The organism is Staphylococcus sp. Marseille-Q5304, from assembly GCF_943737015.1.
Classification (GTDB): Bacteria; Bacillota; Bacilli; order Staphylococcales; family Staphylococcaceae; genus Staphylococcus; species Staphylococcus hsinchuensis.
In genome coordinates this window covers 1246957-1272421 of record NZ_CALSFP010000001.1, presented here as the reverse complement: position 1 = coordinate 1272421, position 25465 = coordinate 1246957, and the positions used below count along the sequence as shown (strand labels likewise).

Sequence of the window (25465 nt, the reverse complement as noted above, 5' to 3'; positions counted from 1 at the left end):
TTATATTAAATGATCTTGTCACAATCTCTGATAGGGAATGTAAATTTAAGGAGAATAGCATGGTATATTTAAAGTCAATAGATGCCGTTGGGTTTAAATCTTTTGCAGAACACACCAATGTCCAGTTTGATAAAGGCGTTACGTCGATAGTTGGCCCAAACGGTAGTGGTAAGAGTAATATAACGGATGCAATAAAATGGGTACTAGGTGAGCAATCAGCCAAATCACTTAGAGGCACTAAGATGGAAGACATTATTTTTTCCGGAGCAGAACATAGATCCGCTCAAAACTTTGCGGAAGTGAAGTTAGAATTAGATAATAGTTCAGGATTACTGCAAGTTGACGCTTCAAAAGTGATAGTCACACGTCGATTGTATCGAAGTGGCGAAAGCGAATATTATATTAATAATGATCGTGCACGTTTAAAAGACATTACCGAATTATTGTTAGATTCAGGTCTGGGTAAGGAAGCATTTAGCATTATTTCACAAGGGCGTGTAGATGAGATTTTAAATGCAAAGCCTGTTGACCGTAGACAAATTTTAGAAGAATCTGCAGGCGTTTTAAAATATAAAAAACGAAAAGCAACGTCAGTTCAAAAGTTAGATCAAACAGAAGATAACCTTAATCGTGTCGAAGATATATTATATGATTTAGAAGGACGAGTTGAACCATTAAGAGAAGAGGCAGCAATTGCTAAAGAATATAAACATCTGTCTCAAGAAATGGAGAAGAGTGATGTCTTAGTCACAGTTTATGATATTGAACAATATCATAATCATATACATGAACTCGATCGTAAGTTGAATCAATTAAAAGGCCAACAACAAAATAAAGAAGCTGAACAAACGACTCTTACAAAAGCTTTAAACAAATATAAAGCTGAAAGACAGCAAATTGATGAGCAAATCGAATCACTCAATGCGCAATTAGTTAAAGCAACGGAAGAAGTTGAAAAGTATTCAGGTCAACTCAACGTATTGGAAGAAAGAAAGAAAAACCAATCAGAAACGAATGCGCGATTTGAAGAAGAACAAGCCAGTTTAGACGATCAACATAGCACGTATATTCAAGAACGTGAAACAGTACGTGAACAAATTAATACTTTAAAAGTAAAACAAAACACGTTAACTTCAAGTATTCAGGATTTAGAATCACAGCTAGTTATGTCTGATGAGGATCATGATGAAAAATTAGAAAACATTAAAGATCACTATTATCAACTTATGTCCGAACAATCGGATGTTAACAATGATATTCGGTTTTTAGAGCATACAATTAAAGAGAATGACTCCAAAAAATCACGTTTAGATTCCCGTTTGGTTGAAGCTTTTGAAGAGTTGAAACAGATTCAAAATGATTTAGGTGTTAAGCAACAACATTACAAATCTGAAAAAGATCAACTCAATAAAGTGCAACAACAATTAAACGAATATGAACAACAAATGAAGTCACTTAAACAACAACAGACAAATTATGAAGATCAATTACACCAAGCATATCGTTATAACGAAAAATTAAAAACACGTATTGATAGTCTTGCTACTCAAGAAGAGGATTATAGTTATTTCTTCAATGGTGTAAAGCATGTTCTCAAAGCGAAGAACAAGCAACTTTCAGGGATTCATGGTGCAGTAGCTGAGGTTATCAATGTACCTTCAGATTTGACTAAAGCAATAGAAACTGCCTTAGGTGCTTCTTTACAACATGTCATCGTTGATACAGAGAAAGATGGTAGACAAGCGATTCAATATTTAAAACAACAAGGTTTAGGTAGAGCAACATTTTTACCATTAAATGTAATTCAGCCGAGACAGTTGAGTAATGACATATTAATGTCTGCACAACATGCCGATGGTTTTATCAATATAGGTGCACAAGCGGTAGAAGCGGATAAAGCATATCAAAACGTTGTTCAAAACTTACTAGGTAATACGATAATTGTTGATACTTTAAAAAATGCAAACGAACTAGCAAGAATGATACGCTACCGTACGCGAATCGTAACATTAGAAGGTGACATCGTGAACCCAGGTGGTTCTATGACTGGTGGTGGCTCGCGTAAATCTAAAAGCATTTTAGCTCAAAAAGATGAATTATCAAAGATGCGTGAACAATTTGCGACTTATCAAAAACAAACACGTAACTTAGAACAGCAATGTCAATCTGTTAAAGAACAAGCAGAGCATTTAAGTGAACGCTATTTTGAGACGAGCCAATCCTTAAATACATTAAAACAAAGTGTGCGCAATGAAGAATTTGAAATTGAGCGATTGAAAAAAAGTGAGATGGAACTTAAAGAGACACATGAAGAATTTGAATTTGAACTTAATGACGGTTACCAAAGTGAAACAAGTAAACAGACTTTAGCAGAAAAACAACAAAGATTAACTGAAATTAAAGACGCTTTAAAACAATATGAAGAAGAGATCAATCGTTATACACAACTATCTAAAGAAGGTAAAGCAAATACAACACAGCAACAACAACAATTACATCAACAACAATCGGATTTAGCGGTGATTAAAGAACGATTAAGTTCACAAAAGCAATCCGAAAAAAGATTAACAAAACAACTCAATGAGATTGAGTCACAACAACAGAGATTAAAAGAACAAATAGAATTATTTAATTCAGAAGAAATGACAGGCGAAACCGCATTTAATACAATTCAAAATAATATCAACAAGAGTAAATCTGAAAAAGAAAAATTATCTCATTCACTCCAAGAAATTAAATCGCGTAGAATAGAATTGAATGATACAATTGAAACATCAGAGCAAAGTCTCCAAGAAGCAAACCAAGATATACTATCAATAGAAAATCATTACCAAGACATTAAATCAGAGCAATCTCGTTTGGATGTATTAATCAATCATGCGATAGATCATTTAAGTGAGGATTATCACTTAACTTTTGAACGTGCACGTGAGCAATATGAGTTAGATCAGCCAATTGAAGATTTGCGTAAGAAAGTCAAGCTCACTAAAATGTCAATTGAAGAACTCGGTCCAGTGAATTTAAATGCGATTGAACAGTTTGAAGAAATTAATGAACGCTATACATTTTTAGACGAGCAACGTACTGATTTAAGAGAAGCCAAAGCGACATTAGAACAAATCATAGATGAAATGGATCAGGAAGTAAAAGATCGTTTCAAAGAGACGTTCCATGCTGTACAAGGCCATTTTTCTCAAGTTTTCAAATCTCTTTTTGGTGGTGGACAAGCTGAATTACGTTTGACGGATGATAATTACTTAACTGCAGGCGTGGATATTATTGTTCAACCCCCAGGGAAAAAGTTACAACATTTATCATTATTAAGTGGAGGAGAACGTGCGCTTAGTGCTATTGCATTGTTGTTTGCAATGTTAAAAGTACGTTCAGCACCATTTGTGATTTTAGATGAAGTGGAAGCGGCTTTAGACGAAGCGAATGTGATTAGATATGCACAATATTTAAGGCAACTTTCAGATCAAACACAATTCATTGTGATTACGCATCGAAAAGGCACAATGGAATTTTCAGACAGATTGTATGGTGTGACTATGCAAGAATCAGGTGTTTCAAAATTAGTCAGTGTTAATCTAAATACGATAGATAAAGTGATGGAGGAGGATCAAGCATGAGCTTTTTTAAAAGATTAAAAGATAAATTTTCTGGTACACCAGAAGACGTGCAAGATGAGTTAGAACCGTTAGATTCAGATGAGGAACAACCTCTAGAAGATGACCAAGAAGAACAACCGAAAAAGAAAGCTCCTAGAAAATTAAGTGAAGCTGATTTTGATGAAGATGGCTTAATTTCGATTGAAGATTTTGAAGAAATTGAAGCGCAACAAATTGGTGCTAAATTTAAAGCTGGTTTAGAGAAATCGAGAGAAAATTTCCAAGAACAATTAAATAACTTAATCGCACGTTACCGTAAAGTTGACGAAGACTTTTTCGAAGCGCTAGAAGAAATGTTAATCACTGCGGATGTTGGTTTTGATACAGTGATGCAACTCGTGGAAGAGTTACGTTTTGAAGCGCAAAAACGTAATATTACTGAAACAGAAGATTTACGTGAAGTTATCGTTGAAAAAATCGTTGATATTTACCATCAAGATGAAGAAAATTCAGAAGCAATGGATTTAGAAGATGGTAGATTAAATGTGATTTTAATGGTAGGCGTAAACGGTGTAGGTAAGACAACGACAATTGGTAAGTTAGCGCACCGTTACCAATCAGAAGGTAAAAAAGTTATGCTTGCTGCCGGTGATACTTTCCGTGCAGGTGCAATTGAACAGTTAAATATTTGGGGAGACCGTGTCGGTGTCGAAGTAACGAGTCAAAGTGAAGGTTCAGATCCTGCTGCTGTCATTTATGATGCGATTAACGCTGCGAAGAGTAAGGGTGCAGATATATTAATTTGCGATACTGCAGGTCGTTTACAAAATAAAGCTAACTTGATGAATGAGTTAGAGAAAGTAAAACGTGTCATTGGTCGTGCAGTACCAGACGCACCACATGAAGTATTATTATGTTTAGATGCAACAACGGGTCAAAATGCCTTATCACAAGCAAAATCATTTAAAGAAGTTACTAATGTAACAGGTATCGTATTAACTAAATTAGATGGTACAGCTAAAGGTGGTATTGTATTAGCAATTCGAAATGAATTACACATACCAGTTAAATACGTAGGTTTAGGTGAAAAACTAGACGACTTACAACCGTTTAACCCAGAAAGTTATGTCTATGGATTATTCGCTGATATGATAGAACAAAATGTAGATGAATCTGAAATTGACCATAATGAGGAACAATCAGAGTCAACTGATAATGAGATAGAAGGTCAATACCATGAGCCAAAATGATTTAATTAAAACGATTCGCATGAATTACCTGTTTGATTTTTATCAATCACTTCTCACAAAGAAACAACGCAATTACTTAGAATTATTCTACCTTCAAGATTATTCACTGAGTGAAATTGCTGACACGTTTGAAGTGAGTCGACAAGCAGTGTATGATAACATAAGAAGAACTGGCGATTTAGTAGAAGATTACGAAGCCAAATTGGGATTGTATAAAAGCTTTGAACAACGAAAATTGATATATGATGAAATGAAAAAATATACAAATGATCCACATAAAATGAATGCATACATTCAACAACTTGAGGATTTAGAATAAATTAGTTAAAGGAGGGAATTAATATGGCTTTTGAAGGATTATCCGATCGTTTACAAGGAACGATGGAAAAAATTCGAGGCAAAGGTAAAGTAACTGAAGCTGATATTAAAACAATGATGCGTGAAGTAAGATTAGCGTTATTAGAAGCCGATGTTAACTTTAAAGTCGTTAAAGAATTTGTAAAGACTGTATCAGATAGAGCCTTGGGTTCAGATGTAATGAAATCTCTTACACCTGGTCAACAAGTCATCAAGATCGTACAAGACGAACTAACACAACTGATGGGTGGGGAGAACTCTACCATAAAGATGGCTAACAAGCCGCCAACTGTTGTAATGATGGTTGGTTTACAAGGTGCAGGTAAAACGACAACTGCTGGTAAACTAGCACTATTAATGCGTAAAAAATATAATAAAAAGCCATTACTCGTTGCAGCAGATATTTATCGACCAGCTGCAATTGACCAATTGGAAACTGTCGGTAAACAAATCGACATTCCAGTATATACAGAAGGTGACCAAGTTAAACCACAACAAATCGTGGACAATGCGATTAAACATGCAAAAGAAGAACATTTAGATTTCGTAATTATTGATACTGCTGGGCGTTTACATGTAGATGAAGCATTGATGCAAGAATTAAGTGACGTTAAAGAAATTACGAAACCTGATGAAATTATGTTAGTCGTTGATGCCATGACAGGTCAAGATGCTGTTAATGTAGCACAATCATTCGATGATCAACTCACAATTTCTGGTGTAACATTAACAAAACTTGATGGTGATACACGTGGTGGTGCAGCACTTTCAATCCGTTCTGTAACGCAGAAACCTATCAAATTTGTCGGTGTGAGTGAAAAATTAGATGGTTTAGAACTATTCCATCCAGAACGAATGGCATCACGTATACTCGGAATGGGAGACGTTCTTAGTCTCATTGAAAAGGCACAACAAGATGTAGATCAAGAAAAAGCGAAAAATCTTGAGAAAAAAATGAGAACTTCATCATTTACCCTAGATGATTTCCTTGAACAATTAGACCAAGTGAAGAACTTAGGACCATTAGATGACATTATGAAAATGATTCCTGGTATGAATAAGATGAAAGGTCTAGACAATCTTAAAATGGACGACAAACAGATAGACCATATTAAAGCAATTATTCAATCAATGACTGCGACTGAGCGTAGCAATCCAGAAACACTTAATGTCTCTCGTAAGAAACGTATTGCCAAAGGTTCTGGCCGTTCATTACAAGAAGTGAATCGTCTTATGAAACAATTCAATGAAATGAAGAAAATGATGAAACAATTCACTGGTGGCGGCAAAGGTAAAAAAGGTAAACGTAAACAAATGGAAAACATGCTTAATGGTATGAATTTACCATTCTAAGCAATAAAGATATAAAAAAGCACGGTAGTAATCGCAATGCGCGAGCTACCGTGTTTTTATTTTGCATCTATTTTTAAAAAAAGTGGGATAAGTTAAGATTTACGGAATCGTAAATTAAATGCCTAAATTTTCTCTAAACGTAGAACCTTCATAAGCTGTTCTAAATAAGCCCCTTCTTTGCAATTCAGGTATGATATAGTCTACGAAATCTTCTAAACTATTAGGGAGAACTGGTGGCATTAAATTGAAGCCATCAGCCACACCAAGTTCAATCCATTCTTGCATCGTATCTACAATTTCTTTAGGAGTACCGATAAGTGTTAAATGACCGCCACCTGCACTAAGGTAACCGAGTAATTCACGTAATGTTGGTTCGGTATCACGAATAATTTCTAAAACTGTCTCATAACGCCCAACTGGACCCGTGAATTCTTCTACAGGCGGTAAGGGTGGTACAGGTTCATCCAAGTTCCAGTCGCTACAATCTTGTTGTATAAAGAAACTGAGTTGATTTAAAGCTGCCTCAATTGGTAGCGATTGATCTAATCGTTCCTTTTTAGCATAGGCCTCTTCCGTCGTTTCGCCTACATATGTGACTAAACCGGGGAAGATTTTAATATGTCTTTGTTCTACATCGCTATTTTCTATTTGGGTATCTAGTTTTTTACGAAAGGCTTTTGCTTGCTTTAAGTTCCATGATACAGAATAAACTGCGTCTGCATATTTAGTGGCTAAAGCTACACCTTGCTTTGATGCACCTGCTTGCATCGCAACTGGTTTTTGTTGAGGACTTTTTGGAACAGTCAGAGGACCATTAACGTTAAAATACTTACCTTGATGATTAAACGCATTAATCTCGTCTGAGTTGATGATACGTTGATTTTGTCTATCATGTATAAAGTCTTTTTCATCCCATGAAACGAGTAACTTATTCATTAATTCTGCAAATTCATCTGCTTTTTCATAACGTGAAGCACGTTCAGGAAGTTCAGGTAAATTATGATTCCATGCTTCTAAGTCTGTCATGGAAGTCACAAGATTCCATCCGATACGCCCACCAGTAATATGATCTAAACTCAATATTTGGCGTGCTGCGGTAAATGGATTTGAGAAAGTGCTCGAAATGGTTGCAACTAGTCCCACATGATTTGTTACTTGAGATAAGGCAGATAAACTGACAATAGGATCAAACCAAAACGCAGGCATATCGCTATCTGAATTTGCAGGGAAAGCTTGATTATCTGCAAAAAATACCGCATCAAATAGACCGCGTTCTGCGATTTGTGCTAATTCTTGATAGTAAGTCATATCTCCTACACGTTCGATACTAGAATCGGGCATTAACCATGCTGCTTGATGATGTCCACATGCAATGATTAATATCCCTATATTGATTTCCTTTGTTTCTTCATTATTCATAAACTCACACCTCATACATAAGAAAAATTAATTCATCGTTAAACCGCCATCAATTGTAAAGTTTTGACCTGTTATACCTGTAGCTTGATCAGAAATTAAATAAGCTACCATATTTGCTACATCTTGTGGTGTTGTAACCTTTCTTAAAGGCGTAGTTTGGCCAATCATATCGAATACCTCTGGCGTCGTCGCTGCACTTGCGTCTGTTGTCTTTAGTAACCCACCAGAAACTACATTAGCTCGTATGCCTTGTTGACCTAATTCAGCGGATACATTACGAGTTAAACCAATGAGACCTGCTTTAGCTGTTGTATATTCATGATAGGGAACAACAGGATTTTGATATAAGTTAGTACCGATAGAAACAATTGCACCATCTTGTCTATCTATAAATTGAGGTAATACACTCTGTATCACATTAAAAGCTGATTTCAACGTACCATCAAGTTGTTGTTGGTAATCTTCCCAAGATAAATCTTTAAATGCCTTTTGTTGTGTCGGGTCAAATTTGAAACCAACGAGTGCATTATTCACGATAGCATCAATTTGACCGAAATGTTGTGACGCTTTCTGAACTAATGCTTCTACTTCATCTCTTTTTGTTACATCGGCTTGAATAGCAATCGCTTGATCTGTACCGATTTCTTCCACGAGCTGTTGAGCCTTTGATTCACTTTGAAAATAATTAATTACAACGTTGTGTCCTTGCTCAGCCAATGTTTTAACAGTAGTTGCACCTAATCCACGGCTACTACCTGTAACTAATACTGTTTTACGCATATACATCTCTCCTAAAATATTTAATCAATAAAAAACACAACTTTCATAAAAAGAAAGTTGTGTATGAGAAATTCATGTTTATATCAATAGAATTTAATTCTAAATCAACGATAACATCATCCACACTTTCCTACGCTAGTTCAAACTAAATCAGGTTCGAAGGGTTTGAGCTAAAGCTCATCTCAGTTAAAAACACCCCTAGTGTCTATTTATTTAATTTAACTTCAATGTAAAGTTAATCGACTGTTGTGTCAAGCTTTGTGAAATAGAATGTATGTCCTTTTGTCATATATATTTGACATCAACATCAGTATATACTATCGTTAATGTACAATATATATGACATTTTTGAGGTGTGATTGCTTGAATAAACTTAATGAATATAGGAAAAAGAATCAATTATCTCAATTAGAATTAGCTCGAAAGGTAAATGTTTCAAGACAGACAATTAATTTAATTGAAAATAATAAGTACAATCCCTCATTAAATTTATGTATTAACATTTGTCTAGCATTAGGCGCAACATTAGACGATATTTTTTGGGAGGAGTAATTAAAATGAATGAAAACAATCAGAAGCATATGAAACGTTTTCTCGGTTTCATTAATGATAAGGACGAGAGAGAATTACAAATCATTTATTCAAAGATAGTAAGCGTCTTTTTTATTTCATTTTATCTCACAATTTTATTCGCATTTATAAGTATTTGTTTTGATGCTTACTTCAAGCAAATTTCTTTAGGTAGCATTTTACTCATGGTCTTAGGGTTTGTAGAAACATTGACAGTTATGATTTCCTTGAGAAAGGAAGATGTAAGAGATGAATTAGTTACTTCTCAGCACGAATATCGACAATTATTGAAAAAGATACGATTTCAATGTTTTATTTCCGGTATATTCATTGTATTTACGTATTTAATATTTAGCATAGTATTCAATCTATGCATAACTAAACAGCTGCAAATTGAAGGTTATACTCTCTTTTCTTCATTTATAGCTGGTTTTGTCTTTAGTTTTCTATCTTACTTTGTAGCGAAAAGTAAAATTAAAATTGAAGACTAGTGTCATGGGTAAATAGTTAATACCTTTCGATCCATTATTCCATAGCACTAACTGCCTGACATGATACAAAACAATATTTTTTGAAATGGTAAAGAATAAACTCTTTACAAGTAGATATTTAACTGTTATCATTACTTCTTGTAGAAAATAAAAAGTAAAACATATTAAAGGAGAGAATATAAATGGCAGTTAAATTACGTTTAAAACGTTTAGGTTCTAAAAGAAATCCATTCTACCGTATTGTAGCAGCTGATGCTCGTGCGCCACGTGATGGTCGTAGCATTGAACAAATTGGTACTTACAACCCAAATAATGTTCAAGCTCCAGAAGTTAAAATCGACGAAGAGCTAGCATTAAAATGGTTAAAAGAAGGTGCAAGACCAACTGACACTGTTCACAATATCTTATCTAAACAAGGTATTATGAAAAAATTCGACGAACTAAAATAGTTTGATATGTATAGCAAGTTTAAAGGCTGAGACATTTTTTGTCTCAGCCTTCTTTACTTAGTAAGTTAAATTTTAGAAATTGCTATGGTTGATCTAACTATAGCTTATGATTTAGGTAATACTTTGAGTAATGATACGTGTTATAATATAGTGAGTTTGGAACATGGCCAGTAATGGGTATCCGTGTGAATTTTAAAAAGCGGAGGGACAGAATATGAAAGTTGAAGTAGGTAAATTCGTTAATACACATGGTGTAAAAGGTGAAATTAAAATAAAATCAAATTCAGATTTTACAGATACACGTTTTCAACCAGGAGAAATTGTGACAATCGAACGTGAAGATCAACAACCTATCGAATTCACAATCGCTTCACACCGAGTACATAAAGGATTTCATTTAGTTACATTTGAAGGTGTAAACAATATTAATGATATCGAATATTTAAAGGGCGAAACTTTATTACAAGAACGCGATCACGAAGAAATCGAATTAGGGGAACATGAATACTTCTATTCTGATATTATTGGTTGTACTGTGTTTGACGATGAGGGCACGCCAATTGGACGTGTGATTAATATTATGGAAACGGGTGCAAATGACGTCTGGATTGTCAAAGGTGAGAAAGAATATTTAATCCCATATATTGCAGATGTGGTGAAAGATGTAGACGTAGAAGGTAGAAGTATTACAATTACACCAATGGAAGGGTTATTAGACTAATGAAAATAGATTTTTTAACATTATTTCCAGAAATGTTTGATGGCGTTTTAAATCATTCAATTTTAAAAAGAGCGCAAGATAAATCATTATTACAAGTTCATACGCATAATTTTCGTGACTATGCTAATAATAAACACAATCAGGTAGACGATTATCCATTTGGTGGGGGTCAAGGTATGGTATTGAAGCCTGAACCAATGTTTAATGCTTTAGAGCACATTGAACAAACAGCTGAATCACGTGTTATATTAATGTGCCCTCAAGGCCGCCCATTCAGTCAAGAAATTGCTCAAGAATTGAGTGAATCAGATCATCTTGTGTTCATTTGTGGTCATTATGAAGGTTATGACGAACGTATACGTGAACATTTAGTAACCGATGAAATCTCTATGGGTGATTATGTATTAACAGGTGGAGAATTACCGGCAATGGTAATGACAGATGCTATCGTAAGATTATTACCAGGTGTGCTAGGTAATCAACAGTCACATGAAGATGATTCTTTTCAAGACGGCTTATTAGAATTTCCTCAATACACACGTCCTCGAAATTATAATGATATGGAAGTGCCTGAAGTGTTATTATCAGGAAATCATGCCCATATAGATGCTTGGAGACACGAACAAAAGTTAATCAGAACATGGGAGAAACGTCCTGATTTATTAGAGCATTATGATCTTTCAGATAATGATAAAAAGATACTGGAAAATCACAAAAAGCAATTGAAAAATAAATAGCAGTGTGCTAATATATTTTAAGTGTGCGAAGCACGAAAAATCACTATGGTCCGCTGCTATATTTTGTCGAGGCAAGAACATAGGCTGAAGGAGAGAATAAATTATGAGTAATCACAAATTAATCGAAGCAGTTACACAATCACAATTACGCACAGATATCCCTTCATTCCGTCCAGGTGACTCTTTAAGAGTACACGTACGTATTATTGAAGGTAACCGTGAGCGTATCCAAGTATTCGAAGGTGTAGTTATCAAACGTCGCGGTGGAGGTATTTCAGAAACTTTCACAGTACGTAAGATTTCTTCAGGTGTAGGTGTTGAACGTACATTCCCATTACACACACCTAAAATCGAAAAAATCGAAGTTAGACGTCGTGGTAAAGTACGTCGTGCTAAATTATACTACTTACGTGAATTACGTGGTAAAGCTGCTCGAATCAAAGAAATTCGTTAATCAGCAAATAAGGTTTAAACAAAGTACAGTTTTAAGCAATTTACGATATAAAAAAGGTCTGAGACATTTTCAGTGTCTCAGACCTTTTTTGTATAATAATAAATTTCATTTTATGATGTACATTTTATTGTGAAGGATGACTTGATGAAATCGAGACGAAAACGATAATAGTCAGTTTAAATATAGATGTATGAACAAATTTTGAAATTGTTAATAAAAAAGTGGGAGTAGGACAGAAATCGAATTTTTATTAAAGATTTCGCAGTCCCATCCCGGCAAGGATGACTAGGATTGAAAAAAGCTTATTATAAGCGCATTTTCAATTCAGACATCTACTGCCAAGTTGATAAAGAGTCTGAGAAACCTATGTTTATCTCAGACTCGTCCTTTTTTTATTATACGGAACAATTAAATGGATTGTTACGTAATTATTTTTTAACTTTTAACTTGTGTCTCAACCACCATGTGAAACCAATACTGAGTATGATTCCAATACTACTTAGGAGAATTAATAAAAGTGTGTGTGGTGGTGTATAACTGAGTTTAATCGTTTGTTGTCCTTTTTCTACTGGGATCACGGTCATTATACCGTTACCTTGTTGTACTGGAACTTGCTTACCATTTGCTTGTGCATGCATACCTTCTCTATAGGCCATTGGCAACACGATATAACCATGATCATTTTTATCTTTGTGAATTGTATAACCTGAACGTGTTTGCTTAACATCTACTTTATCTAGCCTATGTGTAGCTTGTTTTAATGTATGATAATTTTCACCATAAATGCCTTTAATGTTAAAGCGGTATTGTCCTTTAGATAATTTAATATCTAAATTTTGATTCGCTTTAACGCGCATAGTTACAGGCGATACAAAACGTCTATATTTATAAGAAAGTTCATTACGGTGTTGGTTATATTCATTTACAGCTACATCATGTTGTTTGTCAGGAGAGAGTAACTCTACATCCATCTCAACATACATATCTTTATATTTATTAGCAATTGAAGATGGAAGGTGATAAGAAACGCCGCCTTTATCTTGTTCGATGATTAAATGACCTTTATCATCTCGATGTGCATTGTGTAATTCAGATTTAGTTTTATTTAATAAATTTTGATTTAATTTTAAATGGCTGTTTGCTTTATGTTTATTATCGTTAAACACGACACCCTTCAACATAGCTTGTTCACGGTCCAGCGGTGATTTCAGTTCATCTTTATCGTAAACTTTATGTGCGATATGTGCACTTGGATAGTCAATTTGGTTTGTTGAATGAATAAATGATTCTTTATCTGAGTGTTTTACAATATCGTGTTGTTTGAACCCATAAGACATGTTTAAATCATTCGGTCTTCTAAAGCGGTCTTTGACGTCCCATAAAGCCATCTCGTTAGCTCTATTTGACATTAATCGATAGGTACTATTTTTATCCACCGGCATATTAATTTGAAGTTGTTTATCATAGTATTTCAAAATATCTCCATCAAATATACTTGAATATAGTGCAATCCCATCAAAATGATAAATCATTGGTGAGTTCAATCCATATGCCGACATGTAATCTATACGTGATAAAGGATCGTCACTGTGTTTTTCATTGACTTGTTTAATGCTTTGATTGAGTGCTTTACTTTTATAACTTGAATCATTCATATTATTTAAAGTTGATTCATATCTTACTACATTATTATGGTGATCATTACTTAAAATGACGATTTGTTGAATTAGTAATAGGGCGACTAATGTTATTAAAGTCCAAGGTTTCGTCATTAGTTTACGTTTGAACAGTATCAAACCGATAAACAACATGAGAACTAAGCAAACGTACATCCATGTCATAACTTCATTTTTAACAACTAATGACATGACAAACATGATGAGTAGTGTTGGTGTACAGGCATAGACATAATCTTTAAATGTCAGTTCCGATAAATGTTGAATAAATAATGCAATCAGACCAGCCGTCGTTAATGCTAAGATATAAACCCAACGTCGTTCTGGTGTTGAAAAACCGTTAAACATACTATCGAAGTAGGGCGTTAATGAACCAATTAACATAATCCATGTTGCAACAGCGAATAAACGATAATAGTAATGACGGTATAGCTTAAACGATAATAGTGCTACGACGGCAATAATTGAAACGGTTATGTAAAAACCATTACTGAAGAAATGTTTCTGTCTAGCAAAGTTTGTAAACATTTCAATTTTAAAATGGGGATTACTGACACGATCATTATTTAAAAATGAAGAAACACCAGTATAGAATCCCCAAATACCTATTAATGTACTTATGAACACCGCTATTGGTATAACCCATAATTTTTGTTTGCGTGTAATGCTATCTTGAGGGTGAGGATAAACACATCTATATATGTAATATGCTAAAACAACTATAGCCTCGTAGTAACTGAAATAGAAATTTGAAAATAGTGTTAAAGCAATAGCGAAAATAAATAATCCTGCTTTTCTTTCTTTAAATAAGCGTTCCAATCCCCATAAAGATAAAGGTAAGAAAATAAATAAATCGCCGTAATAAGACCAAGTAAAATTAAAATGTATCATTGTCGTTGAAGCGCCAAATAGCATAGCGCTTATAAAAGTGGTAACAAATTTAAATCTCAAATATCTAAAATAATAGAACGCTATAACAAACCCTGCGACACCTTTAAAAAATGAAACAATGAGTTGATTTGTCGCCCAGAAATGTAATGAATGCGGATTAGCATGAAATACTGTTTCACTAATCCACACAAAAATAAAATTAATGTAAGTAAATGGTGATGTGGCATAATAATATGATAAATCTTTTATGTAATCGCCGCCTAAACCAAATGAATGATCATAAAAACTCTTGAATTGGGAAATATGCTCATATAAATACATTTGGAAAGGCATCATTTGTCGATAGCCATCACCAGATCCACTAAAGACAATGCCTTGAGTAATGTAACGATAAATATAAGGGGCGTAAGCCATAAAGCTTACGGCGACCCCTAATGCTAATATGGTTAGCAATCTTGTAAATTTATTAGACCAGATCTTATTTAACATGGTCATACCTCATAACTGCAATTCTCCTTTTATTAATTTAAATTTAGCTAACATATGAATGTTAGTCCTTTCGACGACGTACCCAAATTACACTAACAACGATCCCGATTATAGAAACAATTAACATTGTATACCAAAGTTTAGGGCGATATTTAATGATTATTTCTTTGTCCTTTGATGAAACTGGCACGCCCGTCATCATATAATTGACTTTTTTAGGTGAGACTTTTCTTCCATCAACGTAAGCGACCATCCCTTCACGATAAGGAATATTAACTACTGCTGTACCCTTGTTATGTTCTTTTAAATTGACTTTAACGCCATTTTTAATATCGTGATAGTGATGACCTTGCGTTCGCTTTTGTTTCGCTTGTTTTAATTTTTTATAATTTTCACCATCAAGGCGTAGAAACTTCACATCAAATGTGCCTTTAGGACTCAGTTCAATATATATATTACCATTTTTATCTGGTTTGGTTCTATAAAGTTGTGTATCAACCCCTGTGCGATAAGTAGAATTGTTGAAAAGTCTACTATTGAGATAACCATTAACATTGACAGTATAATTACTATCTGGTTGACCGCGGTTTATTTTCATAGTCACATAGTAATCTTCATAACGTTTACGTACATCTTTAGGGATATGGATTTTGAAACGGCCTTCAGCTTTACTCAGTTGATATTTATCATGGCTAATTTTTTTCATATCTTCGTACGTTGTTTTGGACTCTCTAAAAAGGTTAGGTGATTGATCATCGTATTTTTTACCTTGATTTTCCATAATAACGCCATCCATCATAGCATGCTCTCTATCTATGGCAGAATGTATGCTTTGCGCATTATATACGTTATTCGTTACAGAAACGGCAGGTAAGTTCAATGTGTTTTCAAACACTCTATACTGACCTGATGATTTTATCTGTTTAAAATGTTCAGGAACGTTATGTTGATATTCTTTCAACATTAAATAACGTACAGAGAACAAACTTGCTATATTTTGACGTCCATTAGTAGTTTGGTACCTGCTGAGTGATTCGTTCTTTAAGTTGATCTTCATAGCATCGTAGTAAAAATCAAGTATATTATGATCGAAAATACTTGAATATAGACTTAAACCTTTAAAGTTTTGATACATTGGGGTATTATCTTGTTCGTTTACACGCCAATCTATGCGTTCATCCTCATTTTTATCGTGTTTCATTTCTGACACGAGTTGTCGTTGTAATGGCGTACTATACTTACTCGCATTCGTATAAAATTTGCTCGCACGTTCTACGTGATCTTGGAAGAAAATTTGATTTCGTGTAAATACGATTGAAACAAAAACAGTAAGTATCATAATTGCAATTGCATAAAAATAACTTAGTTTTTTACGTTCATTTTTATGGTTAACAAGTAAAACTAATAAACCGACCAATGTCACAACGGGTGCAAACCATAGCCATGCCACATAATTATCGAAACGCCACGCACTTATGAAGATAATAGCTAAACCAAGAATAGACGTTACCACATAATTTACTATTGAAACTGAACGAAAATGTTTAACGTATAAGCCGATAAGCATGGCTGAATTAAATGCTAACAAGTAATGCCAACGCTTTTGAGGCGCTGATAAACCATTAAATAACTGATCAACAAATGGTACAAAACTCGCGATGATTGAAATAATAGTAAGTACCGCAAATAATCTAAAATAGTAATGTTTATACAATTTGAAAGCCAACAATGCTTGTACAGTGACGAATAATATGACGATTAAATAATTATCATAAAAAATATCTGTATTTTGATTAAATTTTTCAAACATATCCACATGTCCGCGAAATGGTACGCGTCGGTTATTTAAAAAGCTTTGAATTCCATGTGAAAAGGTGAATAAACTACAGATTAACGCTAATATTGCTGCAATTGTTATTGTTTTCAGTGCTTTAAGCCTAGGTAATATATCATCTTTATGTTTAAAGACGAGTCTTACAATAAGATAGATGAGACCTGTAAGTAATTGATAATATGCAAAGTAAAAATTGTTTACCAATGAAAGTGCACTGATAACTATAAACCAACCAATTTTCCCGTTTTTTAAATAACGTTCAATTGACCATAGTAATAATGGTAATAAGATAAATATGTCACTGAAAAATGGCCAATAGACTGTAAATCGGAAATATAAAGGTGAAACAACAAAAATAAATGCTGTGAAAAGTGATATTTTTTTATTATGTGTAATGTAATTTACATATAGATACGTTGCATACATTGCAATTGCTGATTTGATGACTGAAACTATAAGCGCATTCGTCATCCAGAACATCATAGAAGATGTATCTAACGGAATAAAAATCTTTAAAAATGCAATGATGATGACATTGATAATAAATAATATGTTAGTGGTGAAATAATAGCTTAAGTCAGTAAAGAAATCGCCACCTAAGCCAAAATCAGTAGAGTAAAACCAATTGCCATGCGACCATTGGTTATATAAATATTTTTGAATCGGAACCATTTGTTCCATGCCATCATTGGGTCCTGTGAAAAGAACGCCATCATGGAAAAAACGATAAATGATATATCCGTGACCAATGATAGCTAAAAATAAGAATAAAAATATATATAACTTGTTACGATTCATATGCGATCTCCTAAAAGTTTAGATATATAATCATTTTAACTATGTTTCTTTAATTAAGTTAAAATAAAATATTAAAATCTACTTAAAAATATGTATTCCTCATTTAAAATTATCGTTTTTAATAGTAACAATGCAAAGAAAATGGTATTTTTGAAAATCACCATGAGTAAAAGTCTAACCTTAAAAAAGGAATAGAGTTATGAAAAGTGAGGTTATTTGTAAGAAATTCATTTATAATAATAAGTAATAAACAAACTTTCTCTACAAAATTTATACACGTTCGCATCACATGTTATGATGCAATGGTGAAAAAAGTGATTTTGTAAATGTGTTTAATTGAATATAGAAAGGTGATAAAAATGGTAATTCAATGGTATCCAGGCCATATGGCAAAGGCCAAAAGAGAAGTTGCCGAACAATTAAAAAAGGTCGATGTTGTATTTGAACTTGTCGATGCACGTATTCCATATAGCTCTCGAAATCCTGTAATAGATGAAGTAATCCAACAAAAGCCTCGTGTCGTAATTTTAAATAAAAAAGATATGTCTAATTTAAAAGAACTGGAAAAGTGGGAAACTTATTTTAAAGCACAAGGTTACTTTCCAGTCGCAATAGACGCGAAACACGGTAAAGGACTAAAACAAGTAGAGCAAGCCGCAACTAAAGCAACAGAAGAAAAATTTGCGAAAGAAAAAGCGAAAGGTTTAAAACCGAGAGCGATTAGAGCGATGATTGTCGGTATACCAAATGTAGGTAAATCAACACTCATAAACAAATTATCCAAGCAATCAATCGCAAAAACTGGTAATACGCCAGGCGTGACGAAACAACAACAATGGATTAAAGTAGGCAAATCATTACAACTATTAGATACACCTGGTATATTGTGGCCTAAGTTCGAAGATCAAACAATTGGTAAGAAATTGAGTATAACAGGTGCGATTAAGGATAGTATCGTGCATTTAGATGAAGTCGCGATATACGGTTTAGACTTTTTAAAAGCGCATGATATTGAAGGGCTGAAACAACACTTTGATGTTGATTTATCTGACGAAGATGAAAATTTAGATTGGTTTGAAGCTATTGGACGAAGAAGAGGTATGCTACAAAAAGGAAACGAAGTAGATTATGAAGCGGTGATAGACGCAATTATTTATGATGTACGCAATGCAAAAGTTGGTACGTATACCTTTGATTTATATGATGAAATGGACGTGTAACTTTGAATGACAAGATGACGATTAAGGAAATTAAAGGTTTATTACAATCTGTATATACAATAAATGAAATTCAACAGTTATCAATATATAACGACCAACGAAAAGGTGTACAACAAGCAATTAAATCAAGAGTTAAGCAACTAGAACAACAGCAACGATTACTTGAAGAATATGAAACAATGTCGCAATTTGAGAATAATATTTTAAAAAATGATGAAAATGCATTGATTTGTGGTATAGATGAAGTGGGTAGAGGCCCGCTTGCAGGTCCGGTTGTTGCCTGTGCAGTCATATTGAATGAGGATCATGCATATACTGGTTTAAATGATTCGAAAAAACTTTCTCACGTAAAGCGCCAACACTTAGAGCGTCAACTTACGGAGACATTGCGTGATTATGCTTACGGCTATGCATCAGTAGAAGAGATTGATTCAATGAACATATATGAAGCTACAAAAGTAGCAATGAAACGTGCTATTGATAGTTTAAAAATACAACCAACGCATCTACTTATTGACGCAATGGAATTAGATGTTGAAATTGAACAGCAATCACTTATAAAAGGTGATTCAAGAAGTGTTTCAATTGCGGCTGCGAGTGTATTAGCTAAAGAACATCGTGATCGTTATATGCGTGATTTAGGCGAGCGATATCCCGAATATGGTTTCGAACGAAATGCGGGGTATGGCACGAAACAACACCTCGAAGCAATTAGACAACAAGGTGTCCTTGCACATCATCGAAAGTCATTTGAACCAATTCGATCTCTTTATAAGAATATTTGATTAATAAATATTTTAAAATAACATAGTAAATCAGTTTACAATAGCGCTTTCATTACTTATAATTAAATATGAACTTAACCTAAGAAACAGGAGGATGGAGAATGAATATCCACGAGTATCAAGGTAAAGCAATTTTTCGTTCTATGGGCGTTGCTGTCCCAGAAGGACGCGTAGCATTTACTGCTGAAGAGGCAGTTGAAAAGGCAAAAGAATTAAACTCAGAGGTTTACGTAGTTAAAGCTCAAATTCATGCCGGTGGTAGAGGTAAAGCTGGCGGTGTTAAAATCGCTAAATCTCTTTCTGAAGTTGAGACTTATGCAAAAGAATTATTAGGTCACACTTTAGTTACGCATCAAACTGGTCCAGAAGGTAAAGAAGTTAAACGTCTTTATATCGAAGAAGGTTGCGACATTCAAAAAGAATACTATGTCGGTTTCGTAATCGACCGTGCAACTGACAGAGTCACTTTAATGGCATCTGAAGAAGGCGGTACAGAAATCGAAGAAGTAGCAGCACAATCTCCAGAAAAAATCTTTAAAGAAGTAATCGACCCAGTTGTTGGTCTTTCACCATACCAAGCACGTCGTATTGCTTTCAACATTAATATCCCTAAAGAATCAGTTGGTAAAGCAGCTAAATTCTTAATGGGTCTTTACAATGTATTTATGGAAAAAGATTGTTCAATCGTTGAAATTAACCCACTTGTTACAACAGGTGAAGGTGAAGTTTTAGCGCTTGACTCTAAGATCAACTTCGACGACAACGCTTTATTCAGACATAAAGATATCGTTGAATTACGTGACTTAGACGAAGAAGATCCGAAAGAAATCGAAGCATCTAAATATGATTTATCTTACATTGCATTAGACGGAAATATCGGTTGTATGGTTAACGGTGCAGGTCTTGCAATGGCAACAATGGATACAATCAACCACTTCGGTGGAAACCCAGCTAACTTCCTAGACGTTGGTGGCGGTGCTACAAAAGAAAAGGTTACAGAAGCTTTCAAAATCATCTTAGGTGATGAAAACGTTAAAGGTATTTTCGTAAATATCTTTGGTGGAATCATGCGTTGTGATGTCATCGCAGAAGGTATTGTAGCGGCAGTCAAAGAAGTAGAATTAGATTTACCTTTAGTTGTTCGCCTTGAAGGTACAAACGTAGAAATCGGTAAACAAATCTTACAAGACTCTGGTTTAGCAATCGAATCAGCTTCAACTATGGCTGAAGGCGCTCAAAAAATTGTTAAACTAGTAAACGAAGCGTAAGGAAAGGATGGGAGCACAATAATGAGTGTATTTGTTGATAAAAATACAAAAGTAATCGTACAAGGTATTACAGGGTCTACTGCCCTTTTCCATACAAAACAAATGTTAGAATATGGTACACAAATCGTAGCAGGTGTTACACCAGGTAAAGGTGGACAAGTTGTTGAAGGTGTGCCAGTATACAATACAGTTCAAGAAGCTAAAGAAGAAACTGGTGCTAATGTATCTGTAATTTATGTACCAGCGCCATTTGCTGCTGATGCAATTTTAGAATGTACAGACGCTGAATTAGATTTAGCAATCTGTATTACAGAGCATATTCCAGTAATTGACATGATTAAAGTTAAACGTTTCATGGAAGGTAAGAAAACTCGCCTAGTTGGTCCTAACTGCCCAGGTGTTATTACTTCTGATGAAACTAAGATTGGTATCATGCCTGGTTATATCCACAAAAAAGGTCACGTAGGTGTTGTATCTCGTTCAGGTACTTTAACTTACGAAGCAGTTCATCAATTATCTGAAGAAGGTATTGGTCAATCTACTGCTGTTGGTATCGGTGGCGACCCAGTTAACGGTACTAACTTTATCGATGTATTGAAAGCATTCAATGAAGATGACGATACTAAAGCAGTTGTTATGATCGGTGAAATCGGTGGTACTGCCGAAGAAGAAGCTGCTCAATGGATTAAAGAAAATATGAACAAACCAGTAGTTGGATTTATCGGTGGACAAACAGCTCCTCCAGGTAAACGTATGGGACACGCTGGTGCGATTATTTCAGGCGGTAAAGGTACTGCATCTGAAAAAATCAAAACTTTAAACGATTGTGGTGTTGAAACAGCTGATACACCATCAGAAATCGGTACTACATTAATCGATGCTGCTAAAAAAGCTGGCATCTACGACGAATTATTAACTGTAAAATAATTGGTTAGATTGATATAAATGAAAAAGCACAAGCCCTTATTTAGGGTTTGTGCTTTTTGTCATTGTTTCATTTTGTTTTTGTAAGTAACTTATTTTTGGATTTTAATTTTACTCTTTAAAAATCCATTAAATTAATAGAATTTTTGACACCATTATGTAAAGGAACAATGTCCTTATTCACTGTATAATACGTGTGAAAGGGCGTATTTATATGAAAACAAAATGTTTACTAAGATTAAGGTTCGCTGGATTAACTACGACACGTATTTATCAACTCCTATCTGAATATCCCAATTTTCTAGAAATGAGTGAAAAACGTTGTCAGTACTTATTAAGTTTGTTTCTCAATCGAATTAAATCAAAGTATAAGGAAGCAATACATAATCAATTTATACAATGTACAAATGAAGACATCGAGCAATCATTAAAAAAATGGAGAATCCATTATACTTCAATTTATCAATCTACATATCCTACTTTATTGCGAGAAATTTATCATCCACCTTTAATTTTATTCTACAAAGGTAATCCTCAATTATTTAATGAAAAGAGAACGTTAGCAATCATCGGCTCAAGACAGGCAACTAATTATACTCAACGTGCACTCAATAAGCTATTTCCTTCATTTAATATGCATCATTTCACAATTATATCTGGTTTAGCAAAAGGCGCTGATCAAATGGCGCATCAATGTGCTCTCGATTTTAGCATGAAGACGATTGCTGTGTTAGGCTTTGGTCATTTGAACCATTACCCAAAGGAAACACGACATTTGAGAACCCACTTAGAAAAAGATGGCTTAGTTATTAGTGAATATACACCATATGAAAAGCCATTAAAACATCACTTTCCAGAACGTAACCGTCTCATCAGTGGTTTATCAAGAGGCGTATTAATCACAGAATCAACTGAAAAAAGTGGGACATGTATCACAACTCAATTTGCATTAGATCAAAATAGAGATGTGTATGTGTTGCCAGGGTCTCTGTTCAATCCATTAACTAAAGGAAATTTACTTTGCGCACAACAAGGTGCTAAAATCATCGTTAAAGAAAATGATTTTCTAGAAGATTTTTTACTTAGATTTCACTGATATTTTTTATAAATATCTCAAAAAAATTATGAAAATTTTTTAAAATTTCTACTGCCATCGTATTAGTTTTGATATAATAAACGTTAAAAATATTGACAAAATCAAAATACAACGTTTATCATTTATCTTTGTAATTAGAAATGCAAGGGGGTAACTACTTTGGCAGAAAATTTAGTCATAGTTGAATCGCCTGCAAAAGCTAAAACCATTGAAAAATATTTAGGTAAAAAATATAAAGTCATCGCATCGATGGGGCACGTCCGAGATTTGCCTCGTAGTCAAATGGGTGTTGATGTTGAAAATGATTATGAACCAAAATATATTACAATACGTGGGAAGGGCCCAGTTGTTAAAGAATTAAAAAGACATGCTAAAAAAGCGAAAAAAGTCTATTTAGCGAGTGACCCCGACCGTGAAGGTGAAGCAATTGCTTGGCATTTGGCGAATATTTTAAACATTGAGGATTCAAAAGAAAACAGAGTAGTATTTAATGAAATAACAAAAGACGCAGTTAAAGATAGTTTTAAACATCCAAGAGGCATTGAGATGGAGCTTGTAGATGCACAACAAGCACGTCGTATGCTAGATCGACTTGTAGGATACAATATTTCACCGGTTTTATGGAAAAAAGTTAAAAAAGGTTTATCTGCCGGACGTGTACAATCAGTGGCACTACGATTAGTGATTGATCGTGAAAATGAAATTCGAAACTTCAATCCGGAAGAATATTGGAAAATTGAAGGTGAATTTAGATATAAACGTTCTAAATTCAATGCTAAATTTTTACATTTAAAAGATAAACCGTTTAAATTACCAAATAAAGATGAAGTAGATAAAATTACGACTCAATTAGATGGGGACCAATTTGAAGTAACGAAAGTCACTAAAAAAGAAAAGACGCGTCAACCATCTAATCCATTTACTACTTCTACATTACAACAAGAAGCAGCAAGAAAATTGAATTTTAAAGCACGTAAAACAATGATGTTAGCCCAGCAACTATATGAAGGTATCGATTTGAAACGTAAAGGTACAGTTGGTTTAATTACGTATATGCGTACAGACTCTACACGTATTTCAGATCAAGCAAAAGCAGAAGCTAAGTCCTTCATCGAGGAAACTTATGGAAAATCTTATGTCTCCCGTAGAAAGGCTAAAGGACAAGGCGATCAAGATGCGCACGAGGCGATTAGACCGACAAGTTCAAATCGTACGCCAAGCGAAATGAAACAGTTTTTAACTCGAGATCAATATAGATTATACAAGTTAATTTGGGAACGTTTCGTTGCTAGTCAAATGGCACCAGCTATACTAGATACTGTAGCGTTAGATTTAACTCAAAACGACATTAAATTTAGAGCTAATGGTCAAACGATTAAATTTAAAGGTTTCATGACGCTTTATGTAGAATCAAAAGATGATAATGATAATGGTAAAGAAAATAAATTACCTAATATCGAAGAAGGCGAAATGGTTACAGCAACTAAGATTGAACCTTCACAACACTTTACGCAGCCACCTCCTCGCTATACAGAGGCACGTTTAGTCAAAACATTAGAAGAGTTAAAGATCGGACGACCATCAACATATGCACCAACAATTGATACAATTCAGAAACGTAATTACGTTAAAAATGAAAGTAAACGTTTCGTACCAACAGAATTAGGTGAAATCGTAAATGAACAAGTGAAAGATTATTTCCCTGAAATTATCGATGTAGATTTCACTGTCAATATGGAAACGCTTTTAGATAAAATTGCTGTTGGTGATATTGGTTGGAAGAAAGTTATCTCTGATTTTTATAGTAGTTTTAAACTAGACGTTGAACGTGCGGAAGAAGAGATGGAAAAAATTGAAATAAAAGATGAACCTGCAGGCGAAGATTGTGAAGTTTGTGGTTCCCCTATGGTAATTAAAATGGGGCGTTATGGTAAATTTATGGCATGCTCAAATTTCCCTGATTGTAGAAATACTAAAGCGATTGTAAAAGAAATTGGAGTAAAATGCCCAACATGTCACAAAGGTGAAGTCGTAGAACGAAAATCTAAGAAAAACAGAGTATTTTATGGTTGTTCTAGATATCCAGAATGTGACTTCGTTACATGGGATAAACCAGTAGGAAGATCTTGTCCTAAGTGTGAACATTACTTAGTTGAGAAAAAACAAAGACGAAAGAGCCAAGTGGTTTGTTCAAACTGCGATTACAAGGAAGAAGAACAAAAATAATTTTATATCATTTAAGCTGTTATGTATGACAAGCTTTTAAATAAACAATATGATAAGCAACTTCAGGCC

At 34.1% G+C, this 25465-nt stretch carries 20 protein-coding genes and 1 riboswitch; of the genes, 16 read left to right on the top strand and 4 right to left on the bottom strand.

The genetic code is table 11. The annotated features are described in order from the left end of the window. The first annotated feature begins 59 nt into the window (after positions 1-59). The 4 genes from smc to ffh are packed head-to-tail and all read left to right on the top strand — an operon-like array spanning position 60 to position 6568. On the top strand, positions 60-3629 hold the full coding sequence (gene smc, locus NGI30_RS06325) for a chromosome segregation protein SMC (RefSeq protein WP_251943075.1): 3570 nt from the start codon (positions 60-62) through the stop codon (positions 3627-3629). Further along, positions 3626-4858, top strand: coding sequence for a signal recognition particle-docking protein FtsY (gene ftsY / locus NGI30_RS06320; RefSeq protein ID WP_251516461.1), 1233 nt, complete (start codon positions 3626-3628; stop codon positions 4856-4858). The genes smc and ftsY overlap by 4 nt, the downstream gene beginning before the upstream one ends. Further along, positions 4845-5177 (top strand): putative DNA-binding protein, encoded by a 333-nt coding sequence (locus NGI30_RS06315; protein ID WP_251943073.1) that lies wholly within the window; start codon positions 4845-4847, stop codon positions 5175-5177. The genes ftsY and NGI30_RS06315 overlap by 14 nt, the downstream gene beginning before the upstream one ends. Before the next feature lie 23 nt (positions 5178-5200). Next, positions 5201-6568 carry a signal recognition particle protein gene (gene ffh, locus NGI30_RS06310; RefSeq protein ID WP_251516465.1) on the top strand — a complete coding sequence of 456 codons (1368 nt, stop codon included), beginning with the start codon at positions 5201-5203 and terminating at the stop codon, positions 6566-6568. 114 nt (positions 6569-6682) lie between these two features. Here ffh and NGI30_RS06305 read toward each other — a convergent pair whose 3' ends face one another. Together NGI30_RS06305 and NGI30_RS06300 are read right to left on the bottom strand one after the other, a co-directional pair. Next, on the bottom strand, positions 6683-7987 hold the full coding sequence (locus NGI30_RS06305) for an LLM class flavin-dependent oxidoreductase (RefSeq protein WP_251516468.1): 1305 nt from the start codon (positions 7985-7987) through the stop codon (positions 6683-6685). Between the two features lie 27 nt (positions 7988-8014). Further along, on the bottom strand, positions 8015-8767 hold the full coding sequence (locus NGI30_RS06300) for a 3-oxoacyl-ACP reductase (RefSeq protein ID WP_251943072.1): 753 nt from the start codon (positions 8765-8767) through the stop codon (positions 8015-8017). Positions 8768-8877: 110 nt separating this feature from the next. Beyond that, positions 8878-8977, bottom strand: a riboswitch (TPP riboswitch). Between the two features lie 153 nt (positions 8978-9130). On the opposite strand from NGI30_RS06300, the gene NGI30_RS06295 reads away from it, so the two are divergent. From NGI30_RS06295 to rplS, 6 genes are all read left to right on the top strand, one after another. Further along, complete coding sequence (locus tag NGI30_RS06295; RefSeq protein ID WP_251516474.1) at positions 9131-9319, top strand: helix-turn-helix transcriptional regulator; 189 nt, start codon at positions 9131-9133, stop codon at positions 9317-9319. A gap of 5 nt (positions 9320-9324) precedes the next feature. Beyond that, complete coding sequence (locus NGI30_RS06290) at positions 9325-9828, top strand: hypothetical protein (protein ID WP_251943071.1); 504 nt, start codon at positions 9325-9327, stop codon at positions 9826-9828. Positions 9829-10010: 182 nt separating this feature from the next. Then, positions 10011-10277, top strand: a complete 267-nt coding sequence (gene rpsP, locus NGI30_RS06285) for a 30S ribosomal protein S16 (RefSeq protein WP_251516480.1) — start codon at positions 10011-10013, stop codon at positions 10275-10277. A gap of 214 nt (positions 10278-10491) precedes the next feature. Beyond that, positions 10492-10998, top strand: coding sequence for a ribosome maturation factor RimM (gene rimM / locus NGI30_RS06280; protein WP_251516482.1), 507 nt, complete (start codon positions 10492-10494; stop codon positions 10996-10998). Beyond that, positions 10998-11735: a tRNA (guanosine(37)-N1)-methyltransferase TrmD gene (trmD, locus tag NGI30_RS06275; RefSeq protein ID WP_251516485.1), complete on the top strand. Its 738-nt coding sequence runs from the start codon at positions 10998-11000 to the stop codon at positions 11733-11735. Before rimM ends, trmD begins: the two co-directional genes overlap by 1 nt. Positions 11736-11838: 103 nt before the next feature. Beyond that, positions 11839-12189 (top strand): 50S ribosomal protein L19, encoded by a 351-nt coding sequence (gene rplS / locus NGI30_RS06270; RefSeq protein WP_251516488.1) that lies wholly within the window; start codon positions 11839-11841, stop codon positions 12187-12189. A gap of 428 nt (positions 12190-12617) precedes the next feature. Here the strand turns inward: rplS and NGI30_RS06265 are convergent, their stop codons facing one another. Together NGI30_RS06265 and NGI30_RS06260 are read right to left on the bottom strand one after the other, a co-directional pair. Next, the gene (locus NGI30_RS06265; protein ID WP_251943068.1) at positions 12618-15245 is read right to left on the bottom strand and encodes a YfhO family protein; all 2628 of its coding nucleotides are present in this window, start codon (positions 15243-15245) and stop codon (positions 12618-12620) included. A 61-nt stretch (positions 15246-15306) separates the two neighbouring features. Next, complete coding sequence (locus tag NGI30_RS06260; RefSeq protein WP_251943066.1) at positions 15307-17877, bottom strand: YfhO family protein; 2571 nt, start codon at positions 17875-17877, stop codon at positions 15307-15309. Between the two features lie 359 nt (positions 17878-18236). On the opposite strand from NGI30_RS06260, the gene ylqF reads away from it, so the two are divergent. The 6 genes from ylqF to topA all read left to right on the top strand — a co-directional run bounded on the left by ylqF (position 18237) and on the right by topA (position 25396). After that, a complete protein-coding gene (gene ylqF / locus NGI30_RS06255) occupies positions 18237-19097 on the top strand; it encodes a ribosome biogenesis GTPase YlqF (protein WP_251516494.1) in 861 nt (286 codons plus the stop codon). A 14-nt stretch (positions 19098-19111) separates the two neighbouring features. Next, positions 19112-19882, top strand: a complete 771-nt coding sequence (gene rnhB, locus NGI30_RS06250) for a ribonuclease HII (protein WP_251943934.1) — start codon at positions 19112-19114, stop codon at positions 19880-19882. Positions 19883-19983: 101 nt separating this feature from the next. After that, complete coding sequence (gene sucC / locus NGI30_RS06245) at positions 19984-21150, top strand: ADP-forming succinate--CoA ligase subunit beta (RefSeq protein ID WP_251516498.1); 1167 nt, start codon at positions 19984-19986, stop codon at positions 21148-21150. A 21-nt stretch (positions 21151-21171) separates the two neighbouring features. Continuing rightward, positions 21172-22077, top strand: a complete 906-nt coding sequence (sucD, locus tag NGI30_RS06240) for a succinate--CoA ligase subunit alpha (RefSeq protein ID WP_251516500.1) — start codon at positions 21172-21174, stop codon at positions 22075-22077. Between the two features lie 211 nt (positions 22078-22288). After that, on the top strand, positions 22289-23170 hold the full coding sequence (gene dprA, locus NGI30_RS06235; protein ID WP_251943064.1) for a DNA-processing protein DprA: 882 nt from the start codon (positions 22289-22291) through the stop codon (positions 23168-23170). Positions 23171-23329: 159 nt separating this feature from the next. Then, the gene (topA, locus tag NGI30_RS06230; RefSeq protein ID WP_251516504.1) at positions 23330-25396 is read left to right on the top strand and encodes a type I DNA topoisomerase; all 2067 of its coding nucleotides are present in this window, start codon (positions 23330-23332) and stop codon (positions 25394-25396) included. Positions 25397-25465 lie beyond the last annotated feature (69 nt).